This window comes from Rhizobium sp. SYY.PMSO, assembly GCF_046840415.1.
GTDB lineage: Bacteria > Pseudomonadota > Alphaproteobacteria > Rhizobiales > Rhizobiaceae > Rhizobium.
Map to the genome: position 1 here is coordinate 1696891 of NZ_CP177349.1, position 23643 is coordinate 1720533.

The following is a 23643-nucleotide window of genomic DNA, read 5'->3' on the forward strand; positions in this document are numbered from 1 at the left end:
GCCTGACGCCGCCCTTCTTCATTCCTCGCGTATGCTTTCTCTCTGCGTGATCAGCCGGGCGCTGTGCTGCCGGCTGATGTAGATCCACAGCCAGCTCCAGGCGACGGCGATGCGCCAGCGCACGCCGATCAGGAAGTAGATGTGGGCAAGTCCCCAGACCCACCAGGCAAGCCATCCCTTGAGCTTCAGCCAGCCGAAATCGATGATCGCGGCGCTTTTGCCGATCGTCGCGAGACTGCCCTGATGGCGATAATGGAACGGGCCGGGCGCTGGTTTGCCGGCAAGCTTGGCCTTGATCACCTTCGCGACATAGGCGCCCTGCTGCTTGGCGGCCGGAGCGATCCCCGGCACCGGGCTGCCGTCGTCGCGCATCACGGCTGCCGTATCGCCGATCACGAAAATATCCGGCTTGCCGGGCGCCCGCAGATCCTTGTCCACGATAGCGCGGCCGGCCCGGTCCGCGGGAATATCCAACCATTTCGCCGCCGGCGACGCCTGGACGCCGGCCGCCCAGACGATGGTGCGGCACGGCACGAAAACATCGCCGATCGTCACCCCTTCCGCCGTGCAGGAGGTGACGGGTTTGCCAAAGCGGAGTTCGACCCCATGCGATTCCAGCTCCCTGCGCGCATAATCGGACAGGTCTTCGGCGAAGGCCGCCAGTACGCGCGGGCCGGCTTCCACGAGGATGATCCTCGCCTTGCGAGTATCGATATTGCGGAATTCCTTCGGCAAGGTCGTCCGAGCCAGTTCCGAGATGATTCCGGCAAGCTCGACGCCGGTCGGACCTGCGCCGACGATGACGAAGGTCAGGAGCGCGTCCCGGACAGCCGGGTCCGTTTCCAGCTCCGCCTGCTCGAAAGCAAGCAGCACGCGCCGGCGGATGGTCGTGGCATCCTCCAGCGTCTTCAATCCCGGCGCCACAGGCTCCCATTCGTCGTGGCCGAAATAGGCATGGGTGGCCCCTGTCGCCAGCACCAGCGTATCGTAAGAAATCCTTTGCCCGTTCTTCAGAAGGACCTGATGCGCCTCGCTGTCGACACCGACGACTTCGGCAAGCAACGTCGTCACCTCCGGCCTGTCCCTGAAGAAATTGCGGATCGGCCAGGCGATCTCGGACGTCGCGAGCAAAGTCGTTGCGACCTGATAGAGAAGCGGCTGAAACAGGTGATGATTGCGCCGGTCGATCATCGTGACGCGGACAGGAGCGCCTTTCAGATCGTTGACGAGCTGTACCCCGCCGAAACCGCCCCCGACAACGACAACGTGATGATCCTGCATGGCAACACCTCATGGATACGTTTCGTGGAAAACGTAGGGTTGAGAAGAACAGGCAGCAACTCTCTTTTATGCATGGCACCCCTGCGCGGCCATGATATTGCGAAACGCTTATTGTGCGTAACCGACAGGAATGGACGAGCCGCTTTTCAGCTCCTCCATGGAGATCGATGCCGAAACGTCGAAGAGCTCGATCTTTCGCACGAGCATCTTGTAGATGACATCGTAATGCTCCACGCGCGGCAGCACGATCTTCAGTATATAGTCGTAATTGCCTGTGAGACGATGCGCCTCGACGATCTCGGGAATGCCGCCGATCGCCTTGCGGAAGGATTCGATCCACTCGTCGGCATGATGCGCCGTCTTGATGAGGGCATAGACCGTGGTCGGGACGCCCATCTTCTCGCGATCGAGCACGACGATGCGCCGGGCGATATGCCCGCTTTCCTCAAGCCGCTGAATGCGGCGCGAGCAGGCCGAAACCGACAGGGCGACGCGATCGGCCAGATCGGTGACGGATATGCCGGCATCGGTCTGCAAAAATTCGAGAATCTTTCTATCTCGCTCGTCAAGCATTCGCGGCAATCCTGTTTCATACGCCTCCATTTTGCACGTATGGCGGAAAATGCGCAAACTATTGCAGGTAAACTCTGATAAGTTTCCAAAAATGCAAACACGCGGCGGCTGAATCGCAGCACTATTCCTCCATTCACATCTAAAGAGCGGAGAACAGAATTATGCGCACCATTGGCCTGATCGGCGGCATGAGTTTCGAGAGTTCGGTAGTCTATTATCGCCTGATCAATGAAATGGTCCGGGAACGTCTGGGCGGCCTGTCCTCGGCCGAGATGGTCATGTACTCCGTCAATTTCGAGGAAATCGTCGCGCTGCAGAAGGCCGGACGCTGGGCCGATGCCGCCGACCGTCTTGCCGACGCGGCGCAGCGCCTTGAGACCGCGGGCGCCGAATGCGTGCTCATCTGCACCAACACCATGCACCTGATCGCCCCCCAGGTTGCCGAACGCGTTTCCGCTCCGCTCATCCACATCATCGATGAAACCGCTGCCGCGCTGAAGGCCGCAGGCCGGGTAAAGCCGCTTCTGCTGGCGACGCGCTACACCATGGAACACGGCTTCTATGCCGAGCGCATGGCCAAAAACGGCGTCTCGATCATGGTGCCCGGCGCGGAAGATCGCACCGTGACGCATGACATCATCTTCAACGAGCTCTGCGCCGGCATCATCAAGGACGATTCGCGCCGCAAGCTGAACGCCATCATCGAGCGCGCCAAGGCCGAAGGCGCCGATAGCGTCATCCTCGGCTGCACCGAAATCTGCCTCATCCTCGATCCCAAAGCGCTGATCCTGCCCGGCTTCGACACCACGACGATTCATGCGGAAGCTGCCGTCGACTTCGCGCTGGCGAATGAAAAGGCAAGCAACAGCTGCGCGGCCTGATCTCAATCAATTTGCTTGACTCAGTCCAATAAATAATGGACATCGTCTCCTATAACTGAGGAGACGATGTCATGACCCCTGCTGCCGAATTTGCGACCATCGATGCCGTCCGCGATTTCAATCGCTTCTACACCGGCTTTCTCGGTGTTCTGAACAAGGCCTATCTCGACAGCCCCTACACGCTGACGGACGTCCGCGTGCTGTTCGAAGTCGGTTTTCGCGGCGGCGTCGCCGCCTCGGCACTGACCCGCGACCTTCATCTCGATCCCGCCTATCTCAGCCGCATCGTCAAGCGCTTTCGCGAGGACGGTCTGATCGAAACGACACCGGACCCGAGCGATGCGCGCAGCCAGGTCATAAAAGTCACCGAAAAGGGACAGCGCCAGTTCGAGGAATTCGTCCGCCGTTCCCGCGCACAGATCGCCGGATATTTCGAACGGCTCGCAATCGGCGCTCCCGAACAGGTTGTCGCCGCCATGCGGACGATCCAGGATACGCTCGGTGCCGACGAAACCACAGCCTCCCCGGCCATCATCCGCAACCACCGCATCGGCGATATCGGCTGGATCGTGCAGAGCCAGGGCCGCTTCTACAGCGAGGAATATGGCTGGGATCAGCGCTTCGAGGGGCTGGTGGCCGAAGTCGCCGGAAAATTCCTCTCCAACTTCAATCCGCAGAAGGACCGGTGCTGGATCGCCGAGCGAGGCGGCCTCAACGTCGGCTCCGCCATGATCGCCGACGGCGGCAACGGCATCGCCAAGCTCCGGCTGCTCTATGTCGACAAGGCCGCGCGCGGCCTCGGCCTCGGCAAACTGCTGGTCGACGAATGCATCCGCTTTTCGCGCGATGCCAGCTATGAAAAGCTCTCGCTCTGGACCAACGACATCCTCGATACCGCGCGAGCCATTTATATCAAGGCGGGCTTCAGGCTCGTCGCGGAGGAAAAGCATCGCATGTTCGGCCCCGAGTTGAACGGCCAGACCTGGGAACTCGATCTCTGAATCTGGTAAGCGAATGGACAAGCTCAAGGGTGAACCATATCTTTCGATGCACTCCCGTTTTGCATCGAGATATCGCCCATGACGACGAATGCCGAAATCCGGATAGTGCCGATTGCCGCCGAATATATCGATGGCTTTCACAAGGCGCTCGATACGGTCGCACGCGAGCGGGAGTACCTGACCTTACTCGAAGCGTTTCCGCTGGAGGAAACGCGCGCCTTCGTGCTCGGCATGATCGAGAGCGGCAACCCGCAATTCGTCGCGCTTGCTGATAAGGAGGTAGTCGGCTGGTGCGACATCAGCCGCCATGCGTTTGCCTCTCATGCACACGCCGGCAAGCTCGGAATGGGCATCATTCCGGCCTATCGCGGGAAGGGATTGGGCCGCCGATTGTTGGAAGCGGCGCTGCGCGCCGCGCGCGAGACCGGAATCGAACGCGTCGAACTCAGCGTTCATGCCGACAACCACCGGGCCATCGCACTTTATGAGAAAGTCGGCTTTGTCCGCGAGGGGCTGGCTCGCAAGTCCGTTCGAATAGATGGACGCCACAAGGACGCAATCCACATGGCATTGCTACACGAGCAGCCCAACCAACCATGACCATTTCGCCGACAGTCTTGCTGCAATGCAAAAAATCGCTTGATTTGGAAACGATCATTTCCTAAAAGAGCTGCATGACGACAGGCACTCTCGACATCGCACCGAAGCTTCGCGGACGCCCGCGTGAATTCAATATGGATTCCGCGCTCGACGAAGCACTGAATGTCTTTTCGGAGCGCGGCTATCATGCCGCCTCGATCAGCGAATTGACCGAGGCCATGGGCCTGACCGCCGGCAGCGTCTACAAGGCGTTCGGCGACAAGCGCGGCGTCTTTCTCGCCGCTTTCGGCCGATATCGCCAGGTCCGTCAGCAATTGATCGACGAGACCCTCGCCGAGGCTCCGAACGGATACGAGAAGCTGCGCGCCTTGGTGACATTCTTCGCCGAAGCCTCCTGTGGCGAGATCGGCCGCCGAGGCTGTCTCGTCGTCGGCAGCGCGACCGAGCTTGTGCTTTTCGACGACGAAGTCGCCAGCCGCGTCGGCGTGGCGTTCGATTTCGACGAGCGGCGCATTCTGGATCTTATCCGCCTGGGCCAGGCCGATGGCTCCATTGCCGGAGATATCGACTCGGAAATCACCGCCCGCGCCTTGCTTGCCCTCACGAAGGGCATGCGCGTGATCGGAAAGACCGGCCGCAAAACCGAACATATGCTCGCCGTCGCGGAGACGGCCATGAAACTGTTGACCTGATTTTCATAGAATTCTTGGGGACCCGATCCCCTGCCCGTATCGAGGACGAGTCATGCCAGCAACTGCCGCCGCCAGACGGGAGAGCACGCCGCTCCCTGAAAAGACCATTTCACCGCTGCTGACATTCATGTTCGCCGCCGCCTGCGGGCTGGTCGCCGCCAATCTCTATTACGGGCAGCCGCTCGCCGGCCCTATCAGCCAGTCGCTCGGTTTCACGCCGGCCGCCACCGGCCTCATCGTCACACTGACGCAGATCGGCTACGGCCTGGGCCTGTTGCTGATCGTCCCGCTGGGAGACCTTCTGGAAAACCGCAAGCTGGTGTTGACGCTGGTGGCGCTTTCCGCCGCGGCTCTGGTCGGGGCAGCCTTTGCGTGGTCGCCGTCCCTGTTCCTGCTCGCTTCGCTCTGTATCGGCCTCGCCTCCGTCGCGGTTCAGGTTCTGGTGCCTTTCGCTGCCCATATGGCGCCTGACGCCAGCCGAGGCGCCGTCGTCGGCAATGTCATGAGCGGCCTGCTCTGCGGGATCATGCTGGCCCGCCCGGCGGCAAGCTTCCTCTCCGAGCTTCTGTCCTGGCACGCGGTCTATATCATCTCGGCCGGTATCATGGTCGGGCTGATCGTCATACTGCGCGTGGTTTTGCCGACCCGCGTGCCGCATACCAGGCTGCATTATGGGCAGTTGCTCTCCTCCATGGGCCATCTGGCCCTGCATACGCCCGTCCTGCAACGGCGAGCGCTCTATCAGGCCTGCATGTTCGGCGCGTTCAGTCTTTTCTGGACGACGACGCCGCTGCTGCTGGCAAGCCCGGCCTTCGGGCTGACGCAGAACGGCATTGCACTCTTTGCCCTCGCCGGTGCGGCCGGCGCAGTCGCCTCGCCGATCGCCGGGCGGGTTGCCGATCGCGGCTGGACGAAGCTTGCCACCGCCTTCGCCCTGGTGCTTGCGATCGTCGCCTTCGTGATCGGTCATTTTTCCGGTAGCGGTTCCTTGCCGGCGCTGGTCACGCTGACGCTCTCCGGCATCATGCTCGACTTCGGCGTCCAGACCAATCTCGTGCTCGGCCAGCGCGCCATCTTCGCGCTCAGCGCCGAACATCGCAGCCGCCTCAACGGCCTCTACATGGCGACCTTCTTTGCCGGCGGCGCCCTCGGTTCCGCGCTTGGTGGCTGGGCCTATGCGGCCGGCGGCTGGAACATGGCCTCGTGGATCGGCGTCGCTTTCCCCGTCGTCGCGCTGCTTGCCTTCCTGACCGAGCGCAAGGGCTGAATCACGACGGCTGCGGCATAGCCTGCCGCAGCCAGTCGCATTCCCGCAGGCCGGCCGCGTTGAACGGATCGACCAGCGTGCCGGAAACGATGCCCGCCAGAATTTGCGGAGCCGGCGGAATCTTGGCAAGGGTGGCGACCAGCCGGTCGCGAATCCACGCCAACCCGGAGGAGTCCGACTGGTAGAACGGGGTGAACGACAACGACAGCAACTGGAACAGCCGCACATGCATCCGCCGCGCTTTGGCATAGGCCGAAAGTGCGGCCTCGATGGTCTCGTGTCCGGCAAGGGCGTGCGCCAGAGCCGCCACATCGAGCAGGGCCATGTTGGCGCCCTGCCCCAGCTGCGGGCTAGTGGAATGCGCTGCGTCACCGACGAAAACCGTCCGCCCGCTATAGGGGGTCTTCATGGTGCGGTGGGCGTACCGGGCCAGCGTCAGCTGGTCCCAGTCGGTGATCTGCTCCAGCAGGGGTTCGCATTCCGGCCAGTAACCACGGATCGTCTGCTTCCAGGCATCGAGCCCGCGCTTGCGCACCTCATCCGCATCCGCGACCTTCAGGCTCCAGAACAACGCCGCCTGCCTGGGCATATCGCGCCTTCTTCTGCCGATCGGCAGCACGCCGATCATCACGCTCGCTTTGTCGTAGCGTTGCGTCAGCGCCGCCTGATCCACCAGTCCATCCGGGCAATCGAGCGTTGCCCAGAAGGCGCCATAGACGAGATTTCGAACACGCGGCGCGACGGGTGAAACCGCCGCCAGCTCCGATCGCGCACCGCTGGCATCGATGACGAGATCGTAAGGTCCGAGACGCTCGCCTCCCTCGACGGAAAGATAGCTGCTGCTTCCCTCCTCCACCACGCCGACAACCCGCAGGCCCGTATAGACCGGATGCCGTCGCGCGGAGACCTCGTCATGAAGCGTGTCGAACAGGGCGGCGCGATGAACGCCGAGCCCATAGCGGCCGCCCGGCAGCGCATTGTAGCGCACATCGAGGACGATGCGGCCATGGGTCTCCGTGCCGAACAACCGGTCGATGCGGTTGCCGGCTGCGTGGATTGCCGGGCCAAGGCCAAGCGATTCAAGAACGGTCAATCCGGTCGGCTGCAGCATCAGCGCCGAGCCGACCGGTGCCGGCTTGTCGAAACGCTCGATAATATCAGTCGCATGACCCGCACGGGTAAGAAGGAGAGAGGCGGCAAGACCGGCAGGCCCGGCGCCGACGATGGCAATCTTGAGAGGTTTCACTCTGCGAGGCTCAGTCCGGCAATTGATCGAAACGGATTCTTGCGGCCCTGACCGCCTCATGGTTGGCTTCGGCCCAGTTCAGAAGCTGCGCCAGCGGGACATAGAGCGAGCGCCCGAGCTCCGTCATCCGATATTCGACGCTCGGCGGCTTGGTGGGAAACACCTCGCGGTCGACATAACCGTCGCGCTGGAGATCGCGCAGCGTCTGCGTCAGCATGCGCTGGGAAATGTCTGGCACCAGCCGACGCAATTCGCCGAAGCGATACGAGCGTTTCGCCAACGTCTCCAACAGCAGCACCGACCATTTTCCGCCGATTTGCGAAATCAGATCGCGCACCGGACAGTTGCCGAAATCGAGATTGCTGAGGTCGACGTCGCGCAATGGCGGATCCATGCTGCGCAGATTGACAACGGTGCTGGTGCCCATGCCGGTTCCCTTTTAGTAACTTGCAGCCAAAAAACTGCCCCCTTTACACCATGAAGTCAATTCCTATTCTAGCGCTAGTCTCTTTTTGAGAGCAACAAGGCCCTTGCAAATTCGCAGCGGTCAAACAAGGAAAAACATATGAGCAGCACTCTTCTCGTCACCGGCGCTGCCGGTCAGCTTGGTCAGCGCGTCATTCATCACCTGCTGGAGACATACAAGGTCGCGCCCGGCCGCATCATTGCCGCCACGCGCAGCCCGGAGAAGCTTGCCGACCTCGCCGCAAAGGGTGTCGTTACCCGAAAGGTAGATTTCGACGATGCCGCCACCCTGCCCGCCGCCTTTGCCGGCGTCGATCGCCTGCTGATCATCAGCACCGACGCGCTCGCGGTCCCCGGCCAGCGCCTGAAGCAGCAAACGGCCGCGGTAGAAGCCGCAAAGCAGGCAGGCGTGAAGCACATTCTCTACACCTCCATGCCCGCGCCGGAAAGCTCGCTCGTCAGCTTCGCGCCCGACCATCTCGGCACGGAAAACGCCATCAAGGCAAGCGGCATCGGCTATACGATCCTGCGCGACGCCTGGTACTTCGACAACTATCTGATGGGCCTGCCGCACAGCCTTGAAACCGGCAAGTGGTACACCGCGACCGGCGGCGGCCGCGTCAGCAACATCAGCCGCGAAGATTGCGCGCTCGCCATCGCAGCCGCCCTCGCGTCCGACACGACCGACGACGCCACCTATACGCTGACGGGCTCGACCGCCGTCACAGTCGAGGATATCGCCAGCGTCGTCAGCAGGATCGCCGGCCGTCCGCTCGAAGTCGTACAGGTCAACGACGAACAGCTCGCCGCCGGCCTCACCGGCGCCGGCCTGCCGAAATTCGTCGTCGACATGCTCGTCTCTGCCGATGCCAACACCCGCGCCGGCAAATTCGACATCCTCACCAACGACTTCAACAAGCTGACCGGCAAGGAACCGCAGACGCTGCGCAGCTTCTTCGAGGAACACAAGGCCGCATTGGCTGGCTGAGTTTTGGTGAAGGTCAGGCGAGGCTTGCTTTACCGCACCTTCAAGCATGGCCCCTCACCCCGCAAGCGGGGCGAGGGAGTTTTTGCTTAAAGCAGAACTCTGACCGGGCGATGCAATCATGGGATTGCTCTGTCGTCCCTTCTCCCCGCAGTGCGGGGAGAAGGCTAGGATGAAGGGCCGGGTAGAAAGGCACGACAAAGCCAAACGCGCCTGACCAGCCGCAAATCAGGCTATCAAACCACCTGACCACAAGCCCGGCGGAAGCGGCGAACCGTTTCGGCCATGCCATATTCCAGCGCATCGGCAGTCAGTCCGTGGCCGATCGACGTCTCCGCGAGCTTCGGAATGCGCTTCAAGAGCGCAGGCAGGTTAGCGACGGTCAAATCATGACCGGCGTTGACATCGAGGCCGTTGGCAAAGGCCGCATCGGCCGTCTTGCCGAGCGCCTCGAGAATGACGGCGGCCTTCTCCGGGTCGTCGTAGCAGCCGCCGTAAGGACCGGTGTAGAGTTCGATACGGTCGGCACCCACTTCCCTGGCAATCTTCACCGCGTCGGCATCGCCGTCGCCATCGGCAAACAGCGAGACGCGGCAACCGATAGTCTTGTATTTGGCAACGACATCGACCAGCAATTCGCGGTTCTTGCGAAAATCCCAGCCGTGATCCGACGTTGCCTGCGCCGGATCGTCGGGTACGAGCGTTACCTGTTCTGGCTCGGCGGCCGCGCAGAGATCGAAGAACTCGTCGCTCGGATAGCCCTCGATATTGAACTCCGCCTCCGGAAACTCGTCATCGATCAGCGCGCGGATATCGGGTAGATCGGAAAAGCGGACATGCCGCTGATCGGGACGCGGATGAACGGTCAGACCGCTGGCGCCGGCGGCAAGCGCGATCCGACCAAGCCCGATGACGCTCGGCCAGGGAAGATCGCGCCGGTTGCGCAGCATCGCGATGGCGTTGAGGTTCACGGAAAGCTTGGCGGGCATGATCGAAATCCCTGATTTTCAAAGCGGACGGTAGCAGCCGTTCTATGCCATTATGCCCAGCAAAACCAACGAGATTCCGACATCGACCCATGCAAAACTTTGATGGGCACCTTCGATCCGCGCCACCATGCAGTGACGCGGCGATGCATTGGCCTTTTCCGGCCATCCCATGCCTCCGGAGCCGCCCTAGCGGACGATCGTCAGCGTCTCGGCGGCGCGGGTAATCGCCGTATAGAGCCACCGCTCGCGCGTATCGCGAAACGCCCAGCTCTCGTCGAACAGCACCACATTGTTCCACTGCGAGCCCTGAGCCTTGTGCACCGTCAGCGCATAGCCGTAATCGAACTCGTCGTAGCGCTTGCGCGTCGACCAGGGGATTTCGCCTTCGACATCCTCGAAGGCCTGCTTCAGCAGCTTGATCTTGGCCGCACCCCGATCCATGTCGTCGTCTTCCGGGCGTATCAAAAGATTGATGCCCGGCTTCGTCGTTTCCCGGGAAGAGGTCATGACCTGCCAGAGCGAGCCGTTGAGCAGCCCCTTGGCGGGATCGTTGCGCAGGCAGACCAGCTTGTCGCCGGACTGCGGATAGTCGGCGGTAAAACCCTTGAGTTCACGCAGGCGCTGATTGTAGCGCCGCCGCGTCCTGTTCGTCCCGACCAGCACCTGATCCGCCTCCAGCACCAGAGGCTGCGTGACCTCGCTCTTCGAGATCACCTGCGCGGCGCCATAGTCGCCGTGCATGATTTCCTTGCCCTCACGCACCTGCATGGCGAGCTGGATGATCGGATTATCGCGGGCCTGGCGATGAATATCCGTCAGCAGATAATCCGGCTCCTCGTTCGTGAAGAAACCGCCGCCGGAAACGGGCGGCAGCTGCCCGGGGTCGCCGAGCACCAGAATCGGTGTCCCGAAGCTCATCAGATCCTTGCCGAGCGCTTCGTCCACCATCGAGCATTCGTCGACGATGATGAGCGCCGCCTTGGCGACGGGGCTCTGGCGATTGATGGTGAACATCGGGGCAATGGAGGTCTTGCCCGTCTCTTCGTCCTCGACGGCCTCCTCGCCGCGCGGACGATAGATCAGCGAATGGATGGTCTTTGCATTCGATGCACCACGAGAGCGCAGCACCTGCGCCGCCTTGCCGGTAAAGGCCGCGAACAGTACCTCGCCATCGACATTCTCGGCAAAATGCCGCGCAAGCGTCGTCTTGCCCGTGCCGGCATAGCCGAACAGGCGGAACAGCGGTGCGCGCCCCTCCTTCAGCCATTTGGCGACGGCCTTGAGCGCTTCATCTTGTTGTGGCGCGAATTGCATCGGCCGAATTGGCAGGATTCGGCTGCAGGAAGCAAGCAGTAAAAAATACCCGGCGCGCCCGGGAATAAAATCGCGATCCCTCGTGTCTCATGTCCGGCAACGCAGAAGGCGAAGCCTGGCTATCATTGTCCAATACCCGAGGAGAGATATCATGCAGACCGTGAGATTCCTGGCCGCGCTCGCAGCAGCGTCGGCCTTTGCCACCGCCGCTTTTGCCGCAGCACCGGTCAAGACGGTCGAGACCGCCAAGGGCAAGGTGCTTGCCGGCGAAAACGGCAAGACGCTCTATACCTTCAAGAACGACAAGGCCGGAGAATCCAATTGCAACGGCGATTGCGCGAAGGCCTGGCCGCCGCTCATGGCCGATGACAAGGCCAAGGCGGAGGGTGCATATTCGATCATTACCCGCAAGGACGGGATGAAACAGTGGGCAAAGGACGGCATGCCGCTCTATTTCTTCGTCAAGGACGCAAAGTCGGGTGATGTCGCCGGCGACGGCTTCAAGGGCGTATGGGATGCCGCACAGCCCTGATCGTTCGGAACACGGCGCGGCAGGAGCCTTCCCCGCGCCTGACAGTTTCGAGGCCGAGGTGTTGGCGCTCCTCCCCTCGCTGCGGCATTATTCACGCAGCCTCACCCGCTCGGATGCCGATGGCGAGGACCTGCTTCAGGATTGCGTCGAGAAGGTTTTGACCCGGCGCAGCCAATGGCGGGGCCTGAACCTGCGCGGCTGGGTTCTCACCATCATGACCAATCTCTATCGCAACGGCCTGCGCCAGCAGCGCGGCCGCAATTACGTCGATATCGATGACGACGACCATCTGCCCGCAGCCGAAAGCGACAACGATCCACTGGAGCGATCGCGCCTGGAAATCGCCTTGAACAGCCTTGGCGAAGAGTATCGCGCTGTGCTGATGCTCGTCGTCGTCGAGGGCTACAGCTATCGGGATGTCGCCGACATGCTCGACATCCCGATCGGCACCGTGATGTCGCGCCTTTCGCGCGCGCGCCGGAAGATGACCAGCCTGTTGAATGCAGACAATGTCGTCACGCTTCGGAGACCAAGATGAACGACCGCAAACCGACCGTGACCGAAGCGGATCTTCACGCCTTTGCCGATGGCCTCCTGCCGCCGGAAGAGCGGACTGAACTGGAAGCATGGCTCATCGAGAATCCGGAAGACGCCGCTGCCGTTGCGGCATGGCAGGCCCAGAACGATGATATTCGGGCGATGTTCGCGCCCTATGCCGTGTCGAAGGATACCGACGCCGACATTATGTTCCACAGCGGAACCACGCCTTTTGCACAGGCGAAACCATCGCAACGAAACCGCCGGCTGATGATGCTTGCCGCTTCGCTCGCATTGTTCGTCGCCGGTGCAGCCGCCGGCCGCTTCGTCCCCGATCTTTTCGCCCGGCCCGAATTGCAGCTGACCGCCGTCGAGGCATTGCCGCAGCAGGCGCATTCGGCCTTCGTCGTCTATGCCAGCGATGTCCGTCATCCCGTCGAAGTCGGCGCGGATCAGGAAGCGCATCTCGCCACCTGGCTCGGCAAGCGCATGAATGTCGCCGGCCTCAAGGTGCCGAGCTTGCAGGCGCTTGGCTTTCAGCTGGTCGGCGGGCGGCTGTTGCCGATCAACGGCACGCCCGGAGCGCTGTTCATGTATGAAAATGCCAACGGGCAGCGCCTGACCGTGCTGGTGGGACGCAATAACGGCAACAGCACGACCAGCTTCCGCTTCGCCAGCAGCGGCGACGTCGAGACCTTCTACTGGATCGACGGCGACCTTGGCTATGCCGTGACGGGCGAGATTTCGCGCGACATGCTGCGTCAGGTGGCGGACGAGTGCTACAAACAGTTCTCGTCGTAGCCTTCCTTTAGAAACACTTGCATACGACATGAAGATTTGGGGAGCAGCCACCCGCCCTCATGGTGAGATGGCCCGTTGGGCTTCCTCACCATGAGGACTGGTCTTTCGCGCATCTCGGTAAGATGACGCTCACCGAATATGGCACCCGATCCATCCTTATCCTGAGGCGCGGAGGTCGCAGACCGAAGCCTCGAAGGACGAGGATGGCCCGGAGGGGCCTGTTCCTCTAACGCCGGGGATCGTTCTCCAGCGCGATCGGCTTGCCGTGCGGCGTAGCCTCCGCCGCACGTTGCCAACTTTGTTGCAACGCCAGGATCGCATCGGCATCCGCTATGCCTTTCGCGACCAGCAGACCGGAAAGCGCCGCTACCCAGCAATCGAAATAGTCGCTGCCATCGACCGCACGGCCGGGTTTATGCAACTCGCCAGACAGCCGTTCCGCCCATTCGCTCCAGGCAAACAGGCCTTTCTCGTGCAGATGCACGGTCATCGCGAAGGCATCCGCTGCCCAGGGCTCGGGAAAGACTGGCTCGCCATCGACCGACTTCGGCAATCCGGGCGATTGCGCGAGAGGCGACGGGACCTCACACGCGGTCAAGATAGCTCTCCCAGGCGTCGATCGAGACACTCAGCGAGGGGTCGGCACCCTCACCCCATATCTCGGCGCCGTCAAAGACCACCGTGTACACCCATTGCGGGTTCTCGCCCCGGCCGTGCGCATTGTCGTCGGGGAAGACGAAGGAACCCTGTACGGCCTCGACCACTCCTGTCCTGGCGCGGGCATAGCGCGGCAATCTGGTGTGACCGGTCGGGTTGAAATTCTTCGTGCGCACACGATCGCCGACGGCAAAGAGCGGATCGCTATCGACCGGCCGGTCGCAGGGGCCGCCCTTGGCCAGCACGCCATCGACCATTTCGGCCTTCAGAATCCTTTTCGGCACTCTGCCTTGTTCGAGCGCGTGGCCGGTTTGCAACTCCTCGGCGGTCGCAAAGCCGTGCCGCTCCAGCAGCACATAGACGGCGCGGGTCCAGATCTCGTAGTAGCTGGCGGCAAGATAGCTGGCCGGCGGAATATTTTCGCGCGCGTGCCGGCTTTCATCGATATTCCAGGCACCGAAGGCGCCGCAGGAGAGCGTGATGCCGAGCGCGCGCTTTTCCCATTCGGCATGAAAATAGGGCTCGTTCGCTTCCGGCGCGACCGGGCCGAATCCCATCTGGCCGCCGAGATCGTGCGGCCCGTTCATAGCGCTGCCTCCGGTGCCTTGGCGACTGCCGTTCCGATCATGGCATCGCGGCTGACGAGATCCGCCAGCGCCGCCTCGTCCATGCCCTCGGAACCGGCGGGCCGCTGCGGAATCACCAGATAGCGAAGTTCGGCCGTCGAATCCCAGACGCGGATCTTCGTCTCCTGCGGCAGCGTCAGTCCGAATTCGGCCAGCACGCCGCGCGGGTCGATCACCGCACGAGACCGGTAGGCGGGCGCCTTGTACCAGACCGGCGGCAACCCGAGCACGGCCCAGGGATAGCAGGAGCAAAGCGTGCAGACGATCAGATTGTGCGTTTCCGGCGTATTGAACACCGCGCGCATATGCTCTCCCTGTCGGCCGGTAAAGCCGAGGCTTGCAATTGCCCCTGTCGCGTCGCGCCGCAGCCAGTCGGCGAAGGCGGGATCGCTCCAGGCCTTCGCCACCACCTGAGCCCCGTTGCGCGGCCCGACCTTCGTCTCGTAGGTCTCGACGATCCGGTCGATCGCGGCCGGATCGATCAGCCCCTTTTCCGTCAACAGCGTCTCGAGCGCCTTCACGCGCGCCTGCATGTCCGAATAGTGATTGTCGTGGTGGTGATGATCGTCGTCATCATGCGAATGTCCGTGGGACATGGCAGTCTCCTGTCTCTTCCGGATTACTTTAGCATCGGCCAGAGGCTGAGCACCAGCAGGGCGGCCATGGTTATGTTGAACCATTTGAGCCGAACCGGATCGGCCAGCCAGTCGCGCAGCACCGAGCCGAAACCGGCCCAGGTCGAAACGCTCGGCAGGTTCACGGCGGCGAATGCCAGCCCGACGAGAAGGACCGTGAGGAGATAAAGCTGTTCGTTGGTGTAGGTCGCCATCGCGGTCACGGCCATCACCCAAGCCTTGGGATTGATCCACTGGAACGCGGCGGCACTCATGAAGCTCATCGGCTGCGCCGAGCCTTCGCTTTCCGTCAGGCTACGGGATGTGCCGATCTTCCAGGCGATCCAGACGAGATAGGCGCCGCCTGCAAATTTCAGCGCGGTATAGAGCAGTGGCACCGTATGCAGCAGCGCGCCAAGGCCAAGACCGACGCCAAGCAGCAGCGACAGGAAGCCGACGCCGATGCCGAGCATGTGGGGGATCGTGCGACGGAAACCGAAATTCACGCCCGACGCAAACAGCATCATGTTGTTCGGTCCCGGCGTGATCGAGGTCGTGAATGCGAAAAGTAGAAGAGCCAGAAATGTTCCCAGCGCCATAATGCCTCCTGGGATACCGCGTCATGACAAGGCGGCATCCAAATTCTTGTTCATGCGCGCGAAACAGGCCGGCGCACGGCGGTGCGACATTAGTTCGCCAGCCATCCGAAAGCCACAGGATGTTTGTCACCGTGACATGACGGATGTCGATTGAAATCCGGTCGAATACCCCTATCCTTCGATTATCCCCAGCGAGGAAAGACCATGCGCGAGCCCATCCCTACCGTCACTCTTCCCTCCGGCATCCTGGTTCCCGCACTTGGCCAGGGGACATGGAACATGGGAGAGAATGCCGCGACCGCCAGAGACGAGATCGCCAGCCTGAAAACCGGCCTCGATCTCGGCATGACGCTGATCGACACGGCCGAAATGTACGCCGATGGCGGCTCGGAGGTGATCGTCGGCAAGGCGATCGAAGGGCGCCGCGACGAGGTTTTCCTGGTCAGCAAGGTCTATCCCGCCAATGCCAGCCGCAAGGGCGCGGTCGAGGCCTGCGAGCGCAGCCTGAAGCGCCTGAACACCGATCGCATCGATCTCTATCTGCTGCATTGGCGCGGCAATCATCCGCTTGAGGAGACGGTGGCAGCCTTCGAAGGTCTGAAAGCGGCCGGCAAGATCGAGGCGTGGGGCGTGTCGAATTTCGACGTAGCCGATATGGACGAGCTGCTTTCCGTGCCGAACGGCGGCAATGTCGCCGCCAATCAGGTACTCTACAACCTTGCCCGGCGCGGCATCGAATACGACCTGCTGCCATGGTGCCAGGAACGCGGCATTCCCATCATGGCCTATTCCCCCATCGAGCAGGGGCGCCTGCTCCATCACCCCGAACTGATCCGCATCGCCAAGACCTATCAGGCCACGCCCGCCCAGATCGCGCTCGCCTTCCTTTTGGAGCGTGACGGCGTGATATCGATCCCGAAATCCTCGAACCCGCAGCGCGTCGAGGAAAATCGCGATTCGGTGGATATCGACATGACAGATGAGGATTGGGGCGTCCTCGACGCCACCTTCCCACCGCCTTCGCGGAAGAAATCGCTCGAGATGCTGTAAGTCTACGCCGCCGCTTTCTGCTGCGCGACGATGAGTTCCATCGCTTGGAAAACGTCGATCTCGTGCCAGTCGGCCGGATCGCGATAGGTTGGATAGAACGAGAACGCGGCGGCGGCGATCTGGTCGATCGTCCGCCGTTTCGTTCGGCGTCCGACAAGCAGCGCTTTGGTGTAGACGCCGAAGTAGTCCTCGGTCACGCCCCAGCCCGAGTAGAAGGGCGCGGCATAGCAGCGAACCGGAAGGCCGCGCAACAACGCATCGAAGCCGAACTGGCTCGATACGGTCCAGACCTCGTCGACGACTTTAAGGATCGATGCCACGGACACAGCATCGTCAAGCAGCACGGCATCGCCCTTCGAGGCAACATCTGTAAGATAACCCTTACGAAGCCCCGCCATGACATCCGGATGGGTTCGAATGAGGCATTGCGCATCGCTGGCGAGCGCATCGGCAAGCATCTTCTCGAAAGAGGCTTTTGAGCCGAGTGCCCTTTCGACGGAGACATCGCCGACTACCTGATCGACCAGCAGAATGCGCCGCTTCGTCGTCCGCGCGATGCCGGGCGGGCGATGGGGAAGATGATTGTATTTGGAAAGCTTGTTGAGAACGATCTGCTCGCGAATGGCGCGGCCAAGTTCGCCCGCATCTCCCGCTCCCTCGATCAGCCGCTCAAGCCGCGACGGCCGGCCGGCATCGACAGGCAGGCCGAGATCGTCGACGACGATGGACAGTGGAATGGCGCCGGCCTTGCCAAGGCCCATGGAGCGCAGGAAGCCGTCCTCCAGATGCCAATGCGGCAATCGGCGAAACCGCGCGATCCGCGCAGCCATCTTCGCCGGGGCACGGCCGCCCCACGAGACGATTCCGCCTATTCCGGGAGAAAGGATCGACGCCAGCGTCTGCGAGCCGAAATAATGACCGAGCCAGGGGAAATCGCCGCGAACGAAGAACGCGGCGCCGAGACGCATATCCGCTGGCGGATGCCACGGTTTTCCGCCGATCTCAGGCATTGTTGCCGTGTTTCCCCTTCTCCCCTCCGGGAGAAGGTGCCGTCAGGCGGATGAGGGGGTGTCTGTCAGGAGTACGAAATTTCGTGAACTCAAATCGGAAAATCCCCCTCATCCGACCCTTCGGGCCACCTTCCGCCCAAGGGGAAAAGGAATTTGGAGCGCCGATTTGCCTCATATACGATCACCCCTCAACGCCGCCGGCTTTTACATCCCCTGCGAACCGCGATTCATCGCAGCGATGCCGGTACGGCAGACCTCGATGAGGCCGAGCGGCTTGATGATGGCGATGAACTGGTCGATCTTCGAGGATTTGCCGGTGATCTCCAGAATGAAATGCTCGACGGTCGCGTCCACCACCTTGGCTTGGAAGGCATCGGCCAGCCGCAGCGTTTCGGCACGGGTTTCGCCGCTTCCGGTCACTTTCAGCAGTGCCACTTCGCGCTCGATCGGCCGTTCCTGGCCGAGTTCGCGGGCACGCACCGTCAGGTCCACGACGCGGTGGACGGGAACGATGCGCTCAAGCTGCGCCTTGATCTGCTCCAGCACCTGCGGCGTGCCGCGCGTGACGATGGTGATGCGCGAAAGATGCGCCTGATGCTCCGTCTCCGAGACGGTAAGGCTTTCGATGTTGTAGCCCCGGCCGGAGAAGAGGCCGATGACGCGAGCGAGAACGCCGGGCTCGTTGTCGACGAGCACGGAAAGCGTATGGCTTTCCGCCATCGCGGTTTCCGGCGAAATGAAATAGGCGGAGCCGGTGGGTTGAAGGTGTGCGTTCATGATCCTTGTTCCGTTTCCTCGGTTCTTGTTCGGTATGCCAGCGCGATGGGCGGCCGGGGCGCTGCTTCCGCCGCCCCCGGCCATCCGATCAGACCAGCTGGCGACCCTTGGCGTCGATCGCGTTGGCGACGGCCTCATCGGTCGCTTCGTCCGGCAGCAGCATTTCGTTGTGCGCCTTGCCCGAGGGGATCATCGGGAAGCAGTTGGCAAGATTGGCGACGCGGCAATCGAAAATGACCGGCTTGTTGACATCGATCATTTCCTGGATGGCGGCATCGAGATCGCCCGGCTTTTCGCAGCGCAGGCCGACGGCGCCATAGGCTTCGGCGAGCTTTACGAAGTCAGGCATCGCTTCCGTATAGGAGTTGGACAGGCGATTGCCGTGCAGCAGCTGCTGCCACTGGCGAACCATGCCCATGTACTGGTTGTTGAGGATGAAGATCTTGATCGGCGCATTGTGCTGGATCGCCGCCGACATTTCCTGAATGCACATCTGGATCGAGGCATCGCCGGCGATATCGATGACCAGGCTTTCCGGATGCGCGATCTGAACGCCGAGGGCGGCCGGCAGGCCGTAGCCCATGGTGCCGAGACCACCCGAGGTCATCCAGCGGTTCGGCTGTTCGAAGCCGTAGAACTGCGCCGCCCACATCTGATGCTGGCCGACTTCGGTCGTGATGTAGGTATCGCGATGCTTCGTCAGCTCGTAGAGGCGCTGGATCGCATATTGCGGCATGATGACGTCGTCGCTCGGCTTATAGGCGAAGGAGTTGCGCGCGCGCCAGCGGGCAATATCGCTCCACCAGTCGCCGAGCCGCTCCGCAGCAGGCTTTTGCGGCAGCGCCCGCCACAGGCGAACCATGTCTTCCAGAACATTGCCGACGTCGCCGAGAATGCCGACGTCGACACGGACGTTCTTGTTGATGGAGGACGGGTCGATATCGATGTGGATCTTCTTCGAATTCGGCGAGAAGGCGTTCAGGCGGCCGGTAATACGGTCGTCGAAACGCGCGCCGATACAGACCATGACATCGCAATCATGCATCGCCATGTTGGCTTCGTAGGAACCATGCATGCCGAGCATGCCGAGCCAGCTCTTGCCGGAGGCGGGATAAGCGCCGAGTCCCATCAGGGTCGACGTGATCGGGAAATTGGTCAATTCGACCAGTTCGCGCAGCAGCTTGCATGCTTCCGGTCCAGAATTGACGACACCACCGCCGGAGTAGATGACCGGACGGCGCGCATTCTTCATCAGCTCGATCGCCTGATTGATCTTGTTGAGATCGCCCTGGATCTTCGGCTGGTAGCTCTTCTGGACGTGGTGGGCTTCGGGAGGCGTATAGGTGCCGGTCGCGAACTGAATGTCTTTCGGAATGTCGACGACGACCGGACCCGGGCGGCCCGTCTGCGCGATGCGGAAGGCTTCGTGGATGACGGCGGCGAGCTCGTTGACATCCTTGACCAGCCAGTTGTGCTTCGTGCAGGGCCGCGTGATACCGACGGTATCGCATTCCTGGAAAGCGTCCGAGCCGATCAGCGTCGTCGGAACCTGACCGCTCAGGCAGACGAGCGGGACCGAATCCATCAAGGCATCCTGGAGGGGCGTGACGGCATTGGTCGCGCCGGGGCCGGACGTAACCAGCATGACGCCGACCTTGCCGGTGGAGCGGGCATAGCCTTCGGCCGCATGGCCGGCGCCCTGCTCGTGACGAACGAGAATGTGCTTGATGTCGTCCTGCTGGAAGATCTCGTCGTAGATCGGAAGCACAGCGCCGCCCGGATAACCGAAGATGTGTTCGACGCCGTTGTCCTTGAGCGCCTGCAACACGATCTCCGCGCCTGTCATTCGATTGTCGCTCGCCTGATTATCTGTGCCGGTCATACGTTTGTTCCGCTGTCTGCTGGAGGTTTGGAAAGATGAAATCTCGATTTCGGGCATAAAAAAAGGCCCCTCGGGGAGCCTGTCATCTAGCGCATGGGTGGCTATCGCCGGATGGTTACACCATCCTGCCCATGCGCCTTCCCACCACGATAAGAACGATCGAGTTTTTCATGGAGCGAAGTGATAGACAGAAAATTTCGAAGCGTCAACGCGTCAAGCAATAAAAAATCGTGCGCATAGCATAACCCCGTAAAAAGCATGGGTAGCCGACAGGGTTTTGTTAAGCCGCCGTCTCTATGCTTCGGCCCCTAAACGCTTGGGGTAGCCGTTTGCTCAATAACGATCTGCAGACGTCCGGCAATGCTGGAGATTTTGACCGCCGCGACAGATTGAAGCCGGGGAATCGCTTTCTCGGCCGCGTCGTCGCGTGCAGCGGCTCGCGCGCGACGATTGCCGCCGTCGCCGAGGCAGGCGGCACCGATCTGACGGAACTCTGGTCGGTCGGCAGGCTGATTTCCATCAGCGTCGGGAAGAACCGCGTTGCCGCCCTCGTCTACTCCATGAATACCGACCATACGGGCTGGGGCGAAGGACAGGACAACCTCTTCCGCATCGAAGTCGAGCTGTTGGGCGAGGTCCGCATCGGACCCGATGGGCGGGAAGAGTTTTCGAGCGGCATCTCCGCCTATCCCTATCTCGGAGCCGTCGCGCACCGCATCCGCGCGGCCGACCTCATGCGTATCTTCGATGCCGGAAAAGGCAACAGCTGCGTCATCGGCAAACTGACCCAGGACGAAAGCATCGACGCCGCCATCCATATTCCTTCGATGCTGTCGAAGCATTTCGCCGTCGTCGGCTCGACCGGCGTCGGCAAATCCACGGCCGTCTCGCTGCTGCTGAACAAGGCGATCGGCGCCGATCCGAAACTGCGCGTGCTGATCCTCGACCCGCACAACGAGTTTGCCGCCGCCTTTCCCCGCCACGCCGTCGTCATCGACACCGACACGCTCGACCTGCCTTTCTGGCTGATGCGGCTGGAAGAGCTCAGCGAAGTCGTCTTCCGCGGCCGCCCGGCGGTGCCCGAAGAGCTCGATGCGCTGCGCGATCTCATTCCGGATGCCAGACGCGCCTTCCGCGGCAGCGATTCGACGCTGATGCGCCGACAGACCGAAAAGTCGTCCGTGACGGCAGATACGCCGATCCCCTACCGCATGGCCGATCTCCTGGCACTCATCGACGAGCGCATCGGGCGGCTCGAAGGCCGTCAGGAAAAGCCGCACCTGCGCTCGTTGAAGATGCGCATCATCTCGGCGATCAACGATCCGCGCTATCACTTCATGTTCTCCAACAATACGATCACCGATACGATCATGGAGACGATCGCCAAGATCTTCCGCATTCCGGGCGATGGCAAGCCGATCTGCACCTTCCAGCTTGCCGGCATTCCCTCCGAAGTCATCAATTCCGTCGCCTCGGTCCTGTGCCGCATGGCGTTCGAGCTGGCGCTCTGGAGCGACGGCGCGATCCATATGCTTGTCGTCTGCGAGGAAGCGCACCGCTATATTCCCGCCGATCCGACGCTCGGCTTCTTCCCGACGCGCCAGGCCATCGCCCGCATCGCCAAGGAAGGCCGCAAATACGGCGTATCGCTCGGTATCATCACCCAGCGCCCGGGCGAACTCGACCAGACGATCCTGTCGCAGTGCTCGACGCTCTTCGCCATGCGCCTCGCCAACGACCGCGACCAGGAAATCATCCGCTCGGCCATACCGAATTCCTCCATCTCGACGACCAGCTTCCTGTCGTCGATAGGCAATGGCGAAGCCATCGCCTTCGGCGAGGCCATTACCGTTCCGATGCGCATGCGCTTCTCCCGCGTCGATGAGTACTTAATCCCGAAAGCCAGCGGCAGCACGGCCAAAGCCAGCGAGGATTCGCCCGATACGGTCGATCTGCGGACCATCGTCGGACGCATGCGCTCGATTTCAGCACCCGATGTCGGCGCTTTGCAACAAAACCATATTGCCCCTGCGGAGACTGCGGCCGAGATCAGGAACGAATTCGGCGACCCGCCGCCCGCACAGGCGGCCCAATATCAAGCCGGGCCGGGTTCGGCATCGATCGAGCCCTATCGCGCCGACATGCTGCCGCGCACGACCGCGCAACACACAACCGCCCCGATGCCGACATCGATAGACAGCAGGCTTGCGGAGCTGCGCCGCGAATTCCGCAGCGACGAGACGCCGAGCCCACGGCCGATGCCGACAAGGGAGCCTTTGCCGTCGCTGCGGCGGGAACCTGGACTGTCGCTGCGCGACAGCATCTTGAAGAAGCCGCTGAGCAGCCTCTACGACAAGGATTGACGGACGATCGCGCTTACGGGCTCAGACGCTCCCAGCTCTCGTCCATCTGATTGCGGAACCAGGTCATCTGCCGCTTGGCATATTGCCGCGTCGCCGCAGCTCCGGTCTCGATCACTTCTTCTCGCGTCATCGCACCCTTCAGCATCGCGGCGATCTGCGATACGCCGATCGCCTTCATGATCGGCATCTCCGGTGGCAGATTCAGCGCCAGCAGGCCCCTCACCTCGTCTTCGGCACCCGTCGCCAGCATCTTTTCGAAACGGCTGTTGATACGCTCATGCAGCAGGGCCCGCTCCGGCAGCACCACGATCTTCCGTGCGCGATCCGCATCGACGACCATCGGTCCGGTCTTGCCCTGAAAGGCCGCGATCGACCGGCCCGTCGCCTCGACCACTTCCAGCGCGCGGACGATGCGTTGCCCGTCCTGCGGGTTCAGGGTTTCGGCAACGGCACCGTCTCGCTCCGCAAGCTCGCGGTATAAGGCTTCCGCCCCTTCCGCCAGCAAACGGCCGCGAAGACGATTGCGAACCTCCGGCGGGATCTCGGGCATGTCGGAAAGCCCGCCCGTCAGCGCCTTGAAATAGAGGCCGGTGCCTCCGACGAACACAGGCATTCGCCCCTCATCGCGGAGCTGCTTGACCAGTGCCCTGGCCTCGCGCAGCCAGACGCCGGTGGAATAGGCTTGCCCCGCGGGAACGTGCCCATAGAGATGATGCGGAATACCCTGCATGTCGACCTCGGAGGGACGTGCGGTCAGCACGCGCAGTGTGTCGTAGACCTGCATGCTGTCGGCATTGATGACGACGCCATCATGCGAACGGGCCAATTCAACCGCCAGCGCGGACTTGCCGCTCGCGGTCGGCCCGGTTATCAGGATCGCGTCGATATTGCTCATAAGGTT

The 23643-nt window shown here is 62.0% G+C and carries 25 protein-coding genes; 11 read left to right on the forward strand and 14 right to left on the reverse strand.

The genetic code is table 11. The annotated features are described in order from the left end of the window. Nucleotides 1–18: 18 nt before the first annotated feature. Both ACJJVH_RS08205 and ACJJVH_RS08210 read right to left on the reverse strand, forming a co-directional pair. Nucleotides 19–1281 (reverse strand): NAD(P)/FAD-dependent oxidoreductase, encoded by a 1263-nt coding sequence (locus ACJJVH_RS08205; RefSeq protein ID WP_412065058.1) that lies wholly within the window; start codon nucleotides 1279–1281, stop codon nucleotides 19–21. A 108-nt stretch (nucleotides 1282–1389) separates the two neighbouring features. Continuing rightward, nucleotides 1390–1854, reverse strand: coding sequence for an Lrp/AsnC family transcriptional regulator (locus tag ACJJVH_RS08210; protein ID WP_112797862.1), 465 nt, complete (start codon nucleotides 1852–1854; stop codon nucleotides 1390–1392). Between the two features lie 161 nt (nucleotides 1855–2015). Between ACJJVH_RS08210 and ACJJVH_RS08215 the strand changes: the two genes are divergently transcribed. From ACJJVH_RS08215 to ACJJVH_RS08235, 5 genes are all read left to right on the forward strand, one after another. Further along, nucleotides 2016–2735: an aspartate/glutamate racemase family protein gene (locus tag ACJJVH_RS08215; RefSeq protein WP_113356699.1), complete on the forward strand. Its 720-nt coding sequence runs from the start codon at nucleotides 2016–2018 to the stop codon at nucleotides 2733–2735. 71 nt (nucleotides 2736–2806) lie between these two features. Then, nucleotides 2807–3736 carry a GNAT family N-acetyltransferase gene (locus tag ACJJVH_RS08220; protein WP_412065059.1) on the forward strand — a complete coding sequence of 310 codons (930 nt, stop codon included), beginning with the start codon at nucleotides 2807–2809 and terminating at the stop codon, nucleotides 3734–3736. A gap of 78 nt (nucleotides 3737–3814) precedes the next feature. Then, nucleotides 3815–4336: a GNAT family N-acetyltransferase gene (locus tag ACJJVH_RS08225; protein WP_412065060.1), complete on the forward strand. Its 522-nt coding sequence runs from the start codon at nucleotides 3815–3817 to the stop codon at nucleotides 4334–4336. A 74-nt stretch (nucleotides 4337–4410) separates the two neighbouring features. Then, nucleotides 4411–5028 (forward strand): TetR/AcrR family transcriptional regulator, encoded by a 618-nt coding sequence (locus ACJJVH_RS08230; RefSeq protein ID WP_412065061.1) that lies wholly within the window; start codon nucleotides 4411–4413, stop codon nucleotides 5026–5028. 52 nt (nucleotides 5029–5080) lie between these two features. Continuing rightward, entirely contained in the window at nucleotides 5081–6295 is a 1215-nt protein-coding gene (locus tag ACJJVH_RS08235; RefSeq protein WP_113371325.1) for an MFS transporter, read from the forward strand. A gap of 1 nt (nucleotide 6296) precedes the next feature. Here ACJJVH_RS08235 and ACJJVH_RS08240 read toward each other — a convergent pair whose 3' ends face one another. Further along, nucleotides 6297–7541, reverse strand: a complete 1245-nt coding sequence (locus ACJJVH_RS08240) for an FAD-dependent oxidoreductase (RefSeq protein ID WP_412065062.1) — start codon at nucleotides 7539–7541, stop codon at nucleotides 6297–6299. 10 nt (nucleotides 7542–7551) lie between these two features. Continuing rightward, complete coding sequence (locus ACJJVH_RS08245; RefSeq protein ID WP_112797876.1) at nucleotides 7552–7968, reverse strand: winged helix-turn-helix transcriptional regulator; 417 nt, start codon at nucleotides 7966–7968, stop codon at nucleotides 7552–7554. A gap of 138 nt (nucleotides 7969–8106) precedes the next feature. Here ACJJVH_RS08245 and ACJJVH_RS08250 point away from each other — a divergent pair, with 138 nt between their 5' ends. Further along, nucleotides 8107–8994, forward strand: coding sequence for an SDR family oxidoreductase (locus ACJJVH_RS08250; RefSeq protein ID WP_412065063.1), 888 nt, complete (start codon nucleotides 8107–8109; stop codon nucleotides 8992–8994). A gap of 233 nt (nucleotides 8995–9227) precedes the next feature. On the opposite strand, the gene ACJJVH_RS08255 is transcribed toward ACJJVH_RS08250, so the two are convergent. Together ACJJVH_RS08255 and ACJJVH_RS08260 are read right to left on the reverse strand one after the other, a co-directional pair. Next, complete coding sequence (locus ACJJVH_RS08255; RefSeq protein WP_113503548.1) at nucleotides 9228–9980, reverse strand: pyridoxine 5'-phosphate synthase; 753 nt, start codon at nucleotides 9978–9980, stop codon at nucleotides 9228–9230. Nucleotides 9981–10166: 186 nt separating this feature from the next. Then, complete coding sequence (locus ACJJVH_RS08260) at nucleotides 10167–11294, reverse strand: ATP-dependent DNA helicase (RefSeq protein WP_412065064.1); 1128 nt, start codon at nucleotides 11292–11294, stop codon at nucleotides 10167–10169. Nucleotides 11295–11445: 151 nt separating this feature from the next. Between ACJJVH_RS08260 and ACJJVH_RS08265 the strand changes: the two genes are divergently transcribed. Genes ACJJVH_RS08265 through ACJJVH_RS08275 form a run of 3 tightly spaced genes read left to right on the forward strand, consistent with a single transcriptional unit; the run spans nucleotide 11446 to nucleotide 13164 of the window. Then, on the forward strand, nucleotides 11446–11826 hold the full coding sequence (locus ACJJVH_RS08265; RefSeq protein WP_412065065.1) for a hypothetical protein: 381 nt from the start codon (nucleotides 11446–11448) through the stop codon (nucleotides 11824–11826). After that, nucleotides 11810–12364 (forward strand): RNA polymerase sigma factor, encoded by a 555-nt coding sequence (locus ACJJVH_RS08270; RefSeq protein ID WP_412065066.1) that lies wholly within the window; start codon nucleotides 11810–11812, stop codon nucleotides 12362–12364. Before ACJJVH_RS08265 ends, ACJJVH_RS08270 begins: the two co-directional genes overlap by 17 nt. Beyond that, on the forward strand, nucleotides 12361–13164 hold the full coding sequence (locus ACJJVH_RS08275) for an anti-sigma factor family protein (protein ID WP_412065067.1): 804 nt from the start codon (nucleotides 12361–12363) through the stop codon (nucleotides 13162–13164). Before ACJJVH_RS08270 ends, ACJJVH_RS08275 begins: the two co-directional genes overlap by 4 nt. A 226-nt stretch (nucleotides 13165–13390) precedes the next feature. Here ACJJVH_RS08275 and ACJJVH_RS08280 read toward each other — a convergent pair whose 3' ends face one another. Genes ACJJVH_RS08280 through ACJJVH_RS08295 form a run of 4 tightly spaced genes read right to left on the reverse strand, consistent with a single transcriptional unit; the run spans nucleotide 13391 to nucleotide 15660 of the window. Beyond that, the gene (locus tag ACJJVH_RS08280) at nucleotides 13391–13762 is read right to left on the reverse strand and encodes a nitrile hydratase accessory protein (protein ID WP_113356689.1); all 372 of its coding nucleotides are present in this window, start codon (nucleotides 13760–13762) and stop codon (nucleotides 13391–13393) included. Next, the gene (nthB, locus tag ACJJVH_RS08285; RefSeq protein WP_412065068.1) at nucleotides 13749–14408 is read right to left on the reverse strand and encodes a nitrile hydratase subunit beta; all 660 of its coding nucleotides are present in this window, start codon (nucleotides 14406–14408) and stop codon (nucleotides 13749–13751) included. Before nthB ends, ACJJVH_RS08280 begins: the two co-directional genes overlap by 14 nt. Then, nucleotides 14405–15043: a nitrile hydratase subunit alpha gene (nthA, locus tag ACJJVH_RS08290; protein ID WP_113503552.1), complete on the reverse strand. Its 639-nt coding sequence runs from the start codon at nucleotides 15041–15043 to the stop codon at nucleotides 14405–14407. Before nthA ends, nthB begins: the two co-directional genes overlap by 4 nt. Before the next feature lie 23 nt (nucleotides 15044–15066). Continuing rightward, the gene (locus ACJJVH_RS08295; RefSeq protein ID WP_112797894.1) at nucleotides 15067–15660 is read right to left on the reverse strand and encodes a LysE family translocator; all 594 of its coding nucleotides are present in this window, start codon (nucleotides 15658–15660) and stop codon (nucleotides 15067–15069) included. A gap of 204 nt (nucleotides 15661–15864) precedes the next feature. On the opposite strand from ACJJVH_RS08295, the gene ACJJVH_RS08300 reads away from it, so the two are divergent. Then, on the forward strand, nucleotides 15865–16710 hold the full coding sequence (locus tag ACJJVH_RS08300) for an aldo/keto reductase (RefSeq protein ID WP_112797895.1): 846 nt from the start codon (nucleotides 15865–15867) through the stop codon (nucleotides 16708–16710). A gap of 2 nt (nucleotides 16711–16712) precedes the next feature. On the opposite strand, the gene ACJJVH_RS08305 is transcribed toward ACJJVH_RS08300, so the two are convergent. From ACJJVH_RS08305 to ACJJVH_RS08315, 3 genes are all read right to left on the reverse strand, one after another. Next, nucleotides 16713–17720, reverse strand: coding sequence for a capsular biosynthesis protein (locus tag ACJJVH_RS08305; RefSeq protein ID WP_412065069.1), 1008 nt, complete (start codon nucleotides 17718–17720; stop codon nucleotides 16713–16715). Nucleotides 17721–17924: 204 nt separating this feature from the next. Continuing rightward, nucleotides 17925–18497 (reverse strand): acetolactate synthase small subunit, encoded by a 573-nt coding sequence (gene ilvN, locus ACJJVH_RS08310; protein WP_112798178.1) that lies wholly within the window; start codon nucleotides 18495–18497, stop codon nucleotides 17925–17927. An 88-nt stretch (nucleotides 18498–18585) separates the two neighbouring features. Continuing rightward, the gene (locus ACJJVH_RS08315) at nucleotides 18586–20379 is read right to left on the reverse strand and encodes an acetolactate synthase 3 large subunit (RefSeq protein ID WP_112797897.1); all 1794 of its coding nucleotides are present in this window, start codon (nucleotides 20377–20379) and stop codon (nucleotides 18586–18588) included. Nucleotides 20380–20708: 329 nt separating this feature from the next. On the opposite strand from ACJJVH_RS08315, the gene ACJJVH_RS08320 reads away from it, so the two are divergent. Further along, nucleotides 20709–22742 (forward strand): ATP-binding protein, encoded by a 2034-nt coding sequence (locus ACJJVH_RS08320; protein ID WP_412065070.1) that lies wholly within the window; start codon nucleotides 20709–20711, stop codon nucleotides 22740–22742. A gap of 13 nt (nucleotides 22743–22755) precedes the next feature. Here the strand turns inward: ACJJVH_RS08320 and miaA are convergent, their stop codons facing one another. Then, on the reverse strand, nucleotides 22756–23637 hold the full coding sequence (gene miaA / locus ACJJVH_RS08325) for a tRNA (adenosine(37)-N6)-dimethylallyltransferase MiaA (protein WP_412065071.1): 882 nt from the start codon (nucleotides 23635–23637) through the stop codon (nucleotides 22756–22758). Nucleotides 23638–23643 lie beyond the last annotated feature (6 nt).

Coding starts and splice junctions, on each gene's coding strand:
- ACJJVH_RS08300 (WP_112797895.1), top strand. CDS start 15,865: ATGCGCGAGCCCATCCCTACCGTCACTCTTCCCTCCGGCATCCTGGTT.
- ACJJVH_RS08225 (WP_412065060.1), top strand. CDS start 3,815: ATGACGACGAATGCCGAAATCCGGATAGTGCCGATTGCCGCCGAATAT.
- ilvN (WP_112798178.1), bottom strand. CDS start 18,497: ATGAACGCACACCTTCAACCCACCGGCTCCGCCTATTTCATTTCGCCG.
- ACJJVH_RS08205 (WP_412065058.1), bottom strand. CDS start 1,281: ATGCAGGATCATCACGTTGTCGTTGTCGGGGGCGGTTTCGGCGGGGTA.
- miaA (WP_412065071.1), bottom strand. CDS start 23,637: ATGAGCAATATCGACGCGATCCTGATAACCGGGCCGACCGCGAGCGGC.
- ACJJVH_RS08260 (WP_412065064.1), bottom strand. CDS start 11,294: ATGCAATTCGCGCCACAACAAGATGAAGCGCTCAAGGCCGTCGCCAAA.
- ACJJVH_RS08275 (WP_412065067.1), top strand. CDS start 12,361: ATGAACGACCGCAAACCGACCGTGACCGAAGCGGATCTTCACGCCTTT.
- ACJJVH_RS08265 (WP_412065065.1), top strand. CDS start 11,446: ATGCAGACCGTGAGATTCCTGGCCGCGCTCGCAGCAGCGTCGGCCTTT.
- ACJJVH_RS08245 (WP_112797876.1), bottom strand. CDS start 7,968: ATGGGCACCAGCACCGTTGTCAATCTGCGCAGCATGGATCCGCCATTG.
- ACJJVH_RS08305 (WP_412065069.1), bottom strand. CDS start 17,720: ATGCCTGAGATCGGCGGAAAACCGTGGCATCCGCCAGCGGATATGCGT.
- ACJJVH_RS08210 (WP_112797862.1), bottom strand. CDS start 1,854: ATGCTTGACGAGCGAGATAGAAAGATTCTCGAATTTTTGCAGACCGAT.
- ACJJVH_RS08255 (WP_113503548.1), bottom strand. CDS start 9,980: ATGCCCGCCAAGCTTTCCGTGAACCTCAACGCCATCGCGATGCTGCGC.
- ACJJVH_RS08315 (WP_112797897.1), bottom strand. CDS start 20,379: ATGACCGGCACAGATAATCAGGCGAGCGACAATCGAATGACAGGCGCG.
- ACJJVH_RS08235 (WP_113371325.1), top strand. CDS start 5,081: ATGCCAGCAACTGCCGCCGCCAGACGGGAGAGCACGCCGCTCCCTGAA.
- ACJJVH_RS08270 (WP_412065066.1), top strand. CDS start 11,810: ATGCCGCACAGCCCTGATCGTTCGGAACACGGCGCGGCAGGAGCCTTC.
- ACJJVH_RS08230 (WP_412065061.1), top strand. CDS start 4,411: ATGACGACAGGCACTCTCGACATCGCACCGAAGCTTCGCGGACGCCCG.
- ACJJVH_RS08250 (WP_412065063.1), top strand. CDS start 8,107: ATGAGCAGCACTCTTCTCGTCACCGGCGCTGCCGGTCAGCTTGGTCAG.
- ACJJVH_RS08220 (WP_412065059.1), top strand. CDS start 2,807: ATGACCCCTGCTGCCGAATTTGCGACCATCGATGCCGTCCGCGATTTC.
- nthA (WP_113503552.1), bottom strand. CDS start 15,043: ATGTCCCACGGACATTCGCATGATGACGACGATCATCACCACCACGAC.
- ACJJVH_RS08295 (WP_112797894.1), bottom strand. CDS start 15,660: ATGGCGCTGGGAACATTTCTGGCTCTTCTACTTTTCGCATTCACGACC.
- ACJJVH_RS08215 (WP_113356699.1), top strand. CDS start 2,016: ATGCGCACCATTGGCCTGATCGGCGGCATGAGTTTCGAGAGTTCGGTA.
- nthB (WP_412065068.1), bottom strand. CDS start 14,408: ATGAACGGGCCGCACGATCTCGGCGGCCAGATGGGATTCGGCCCGGTC.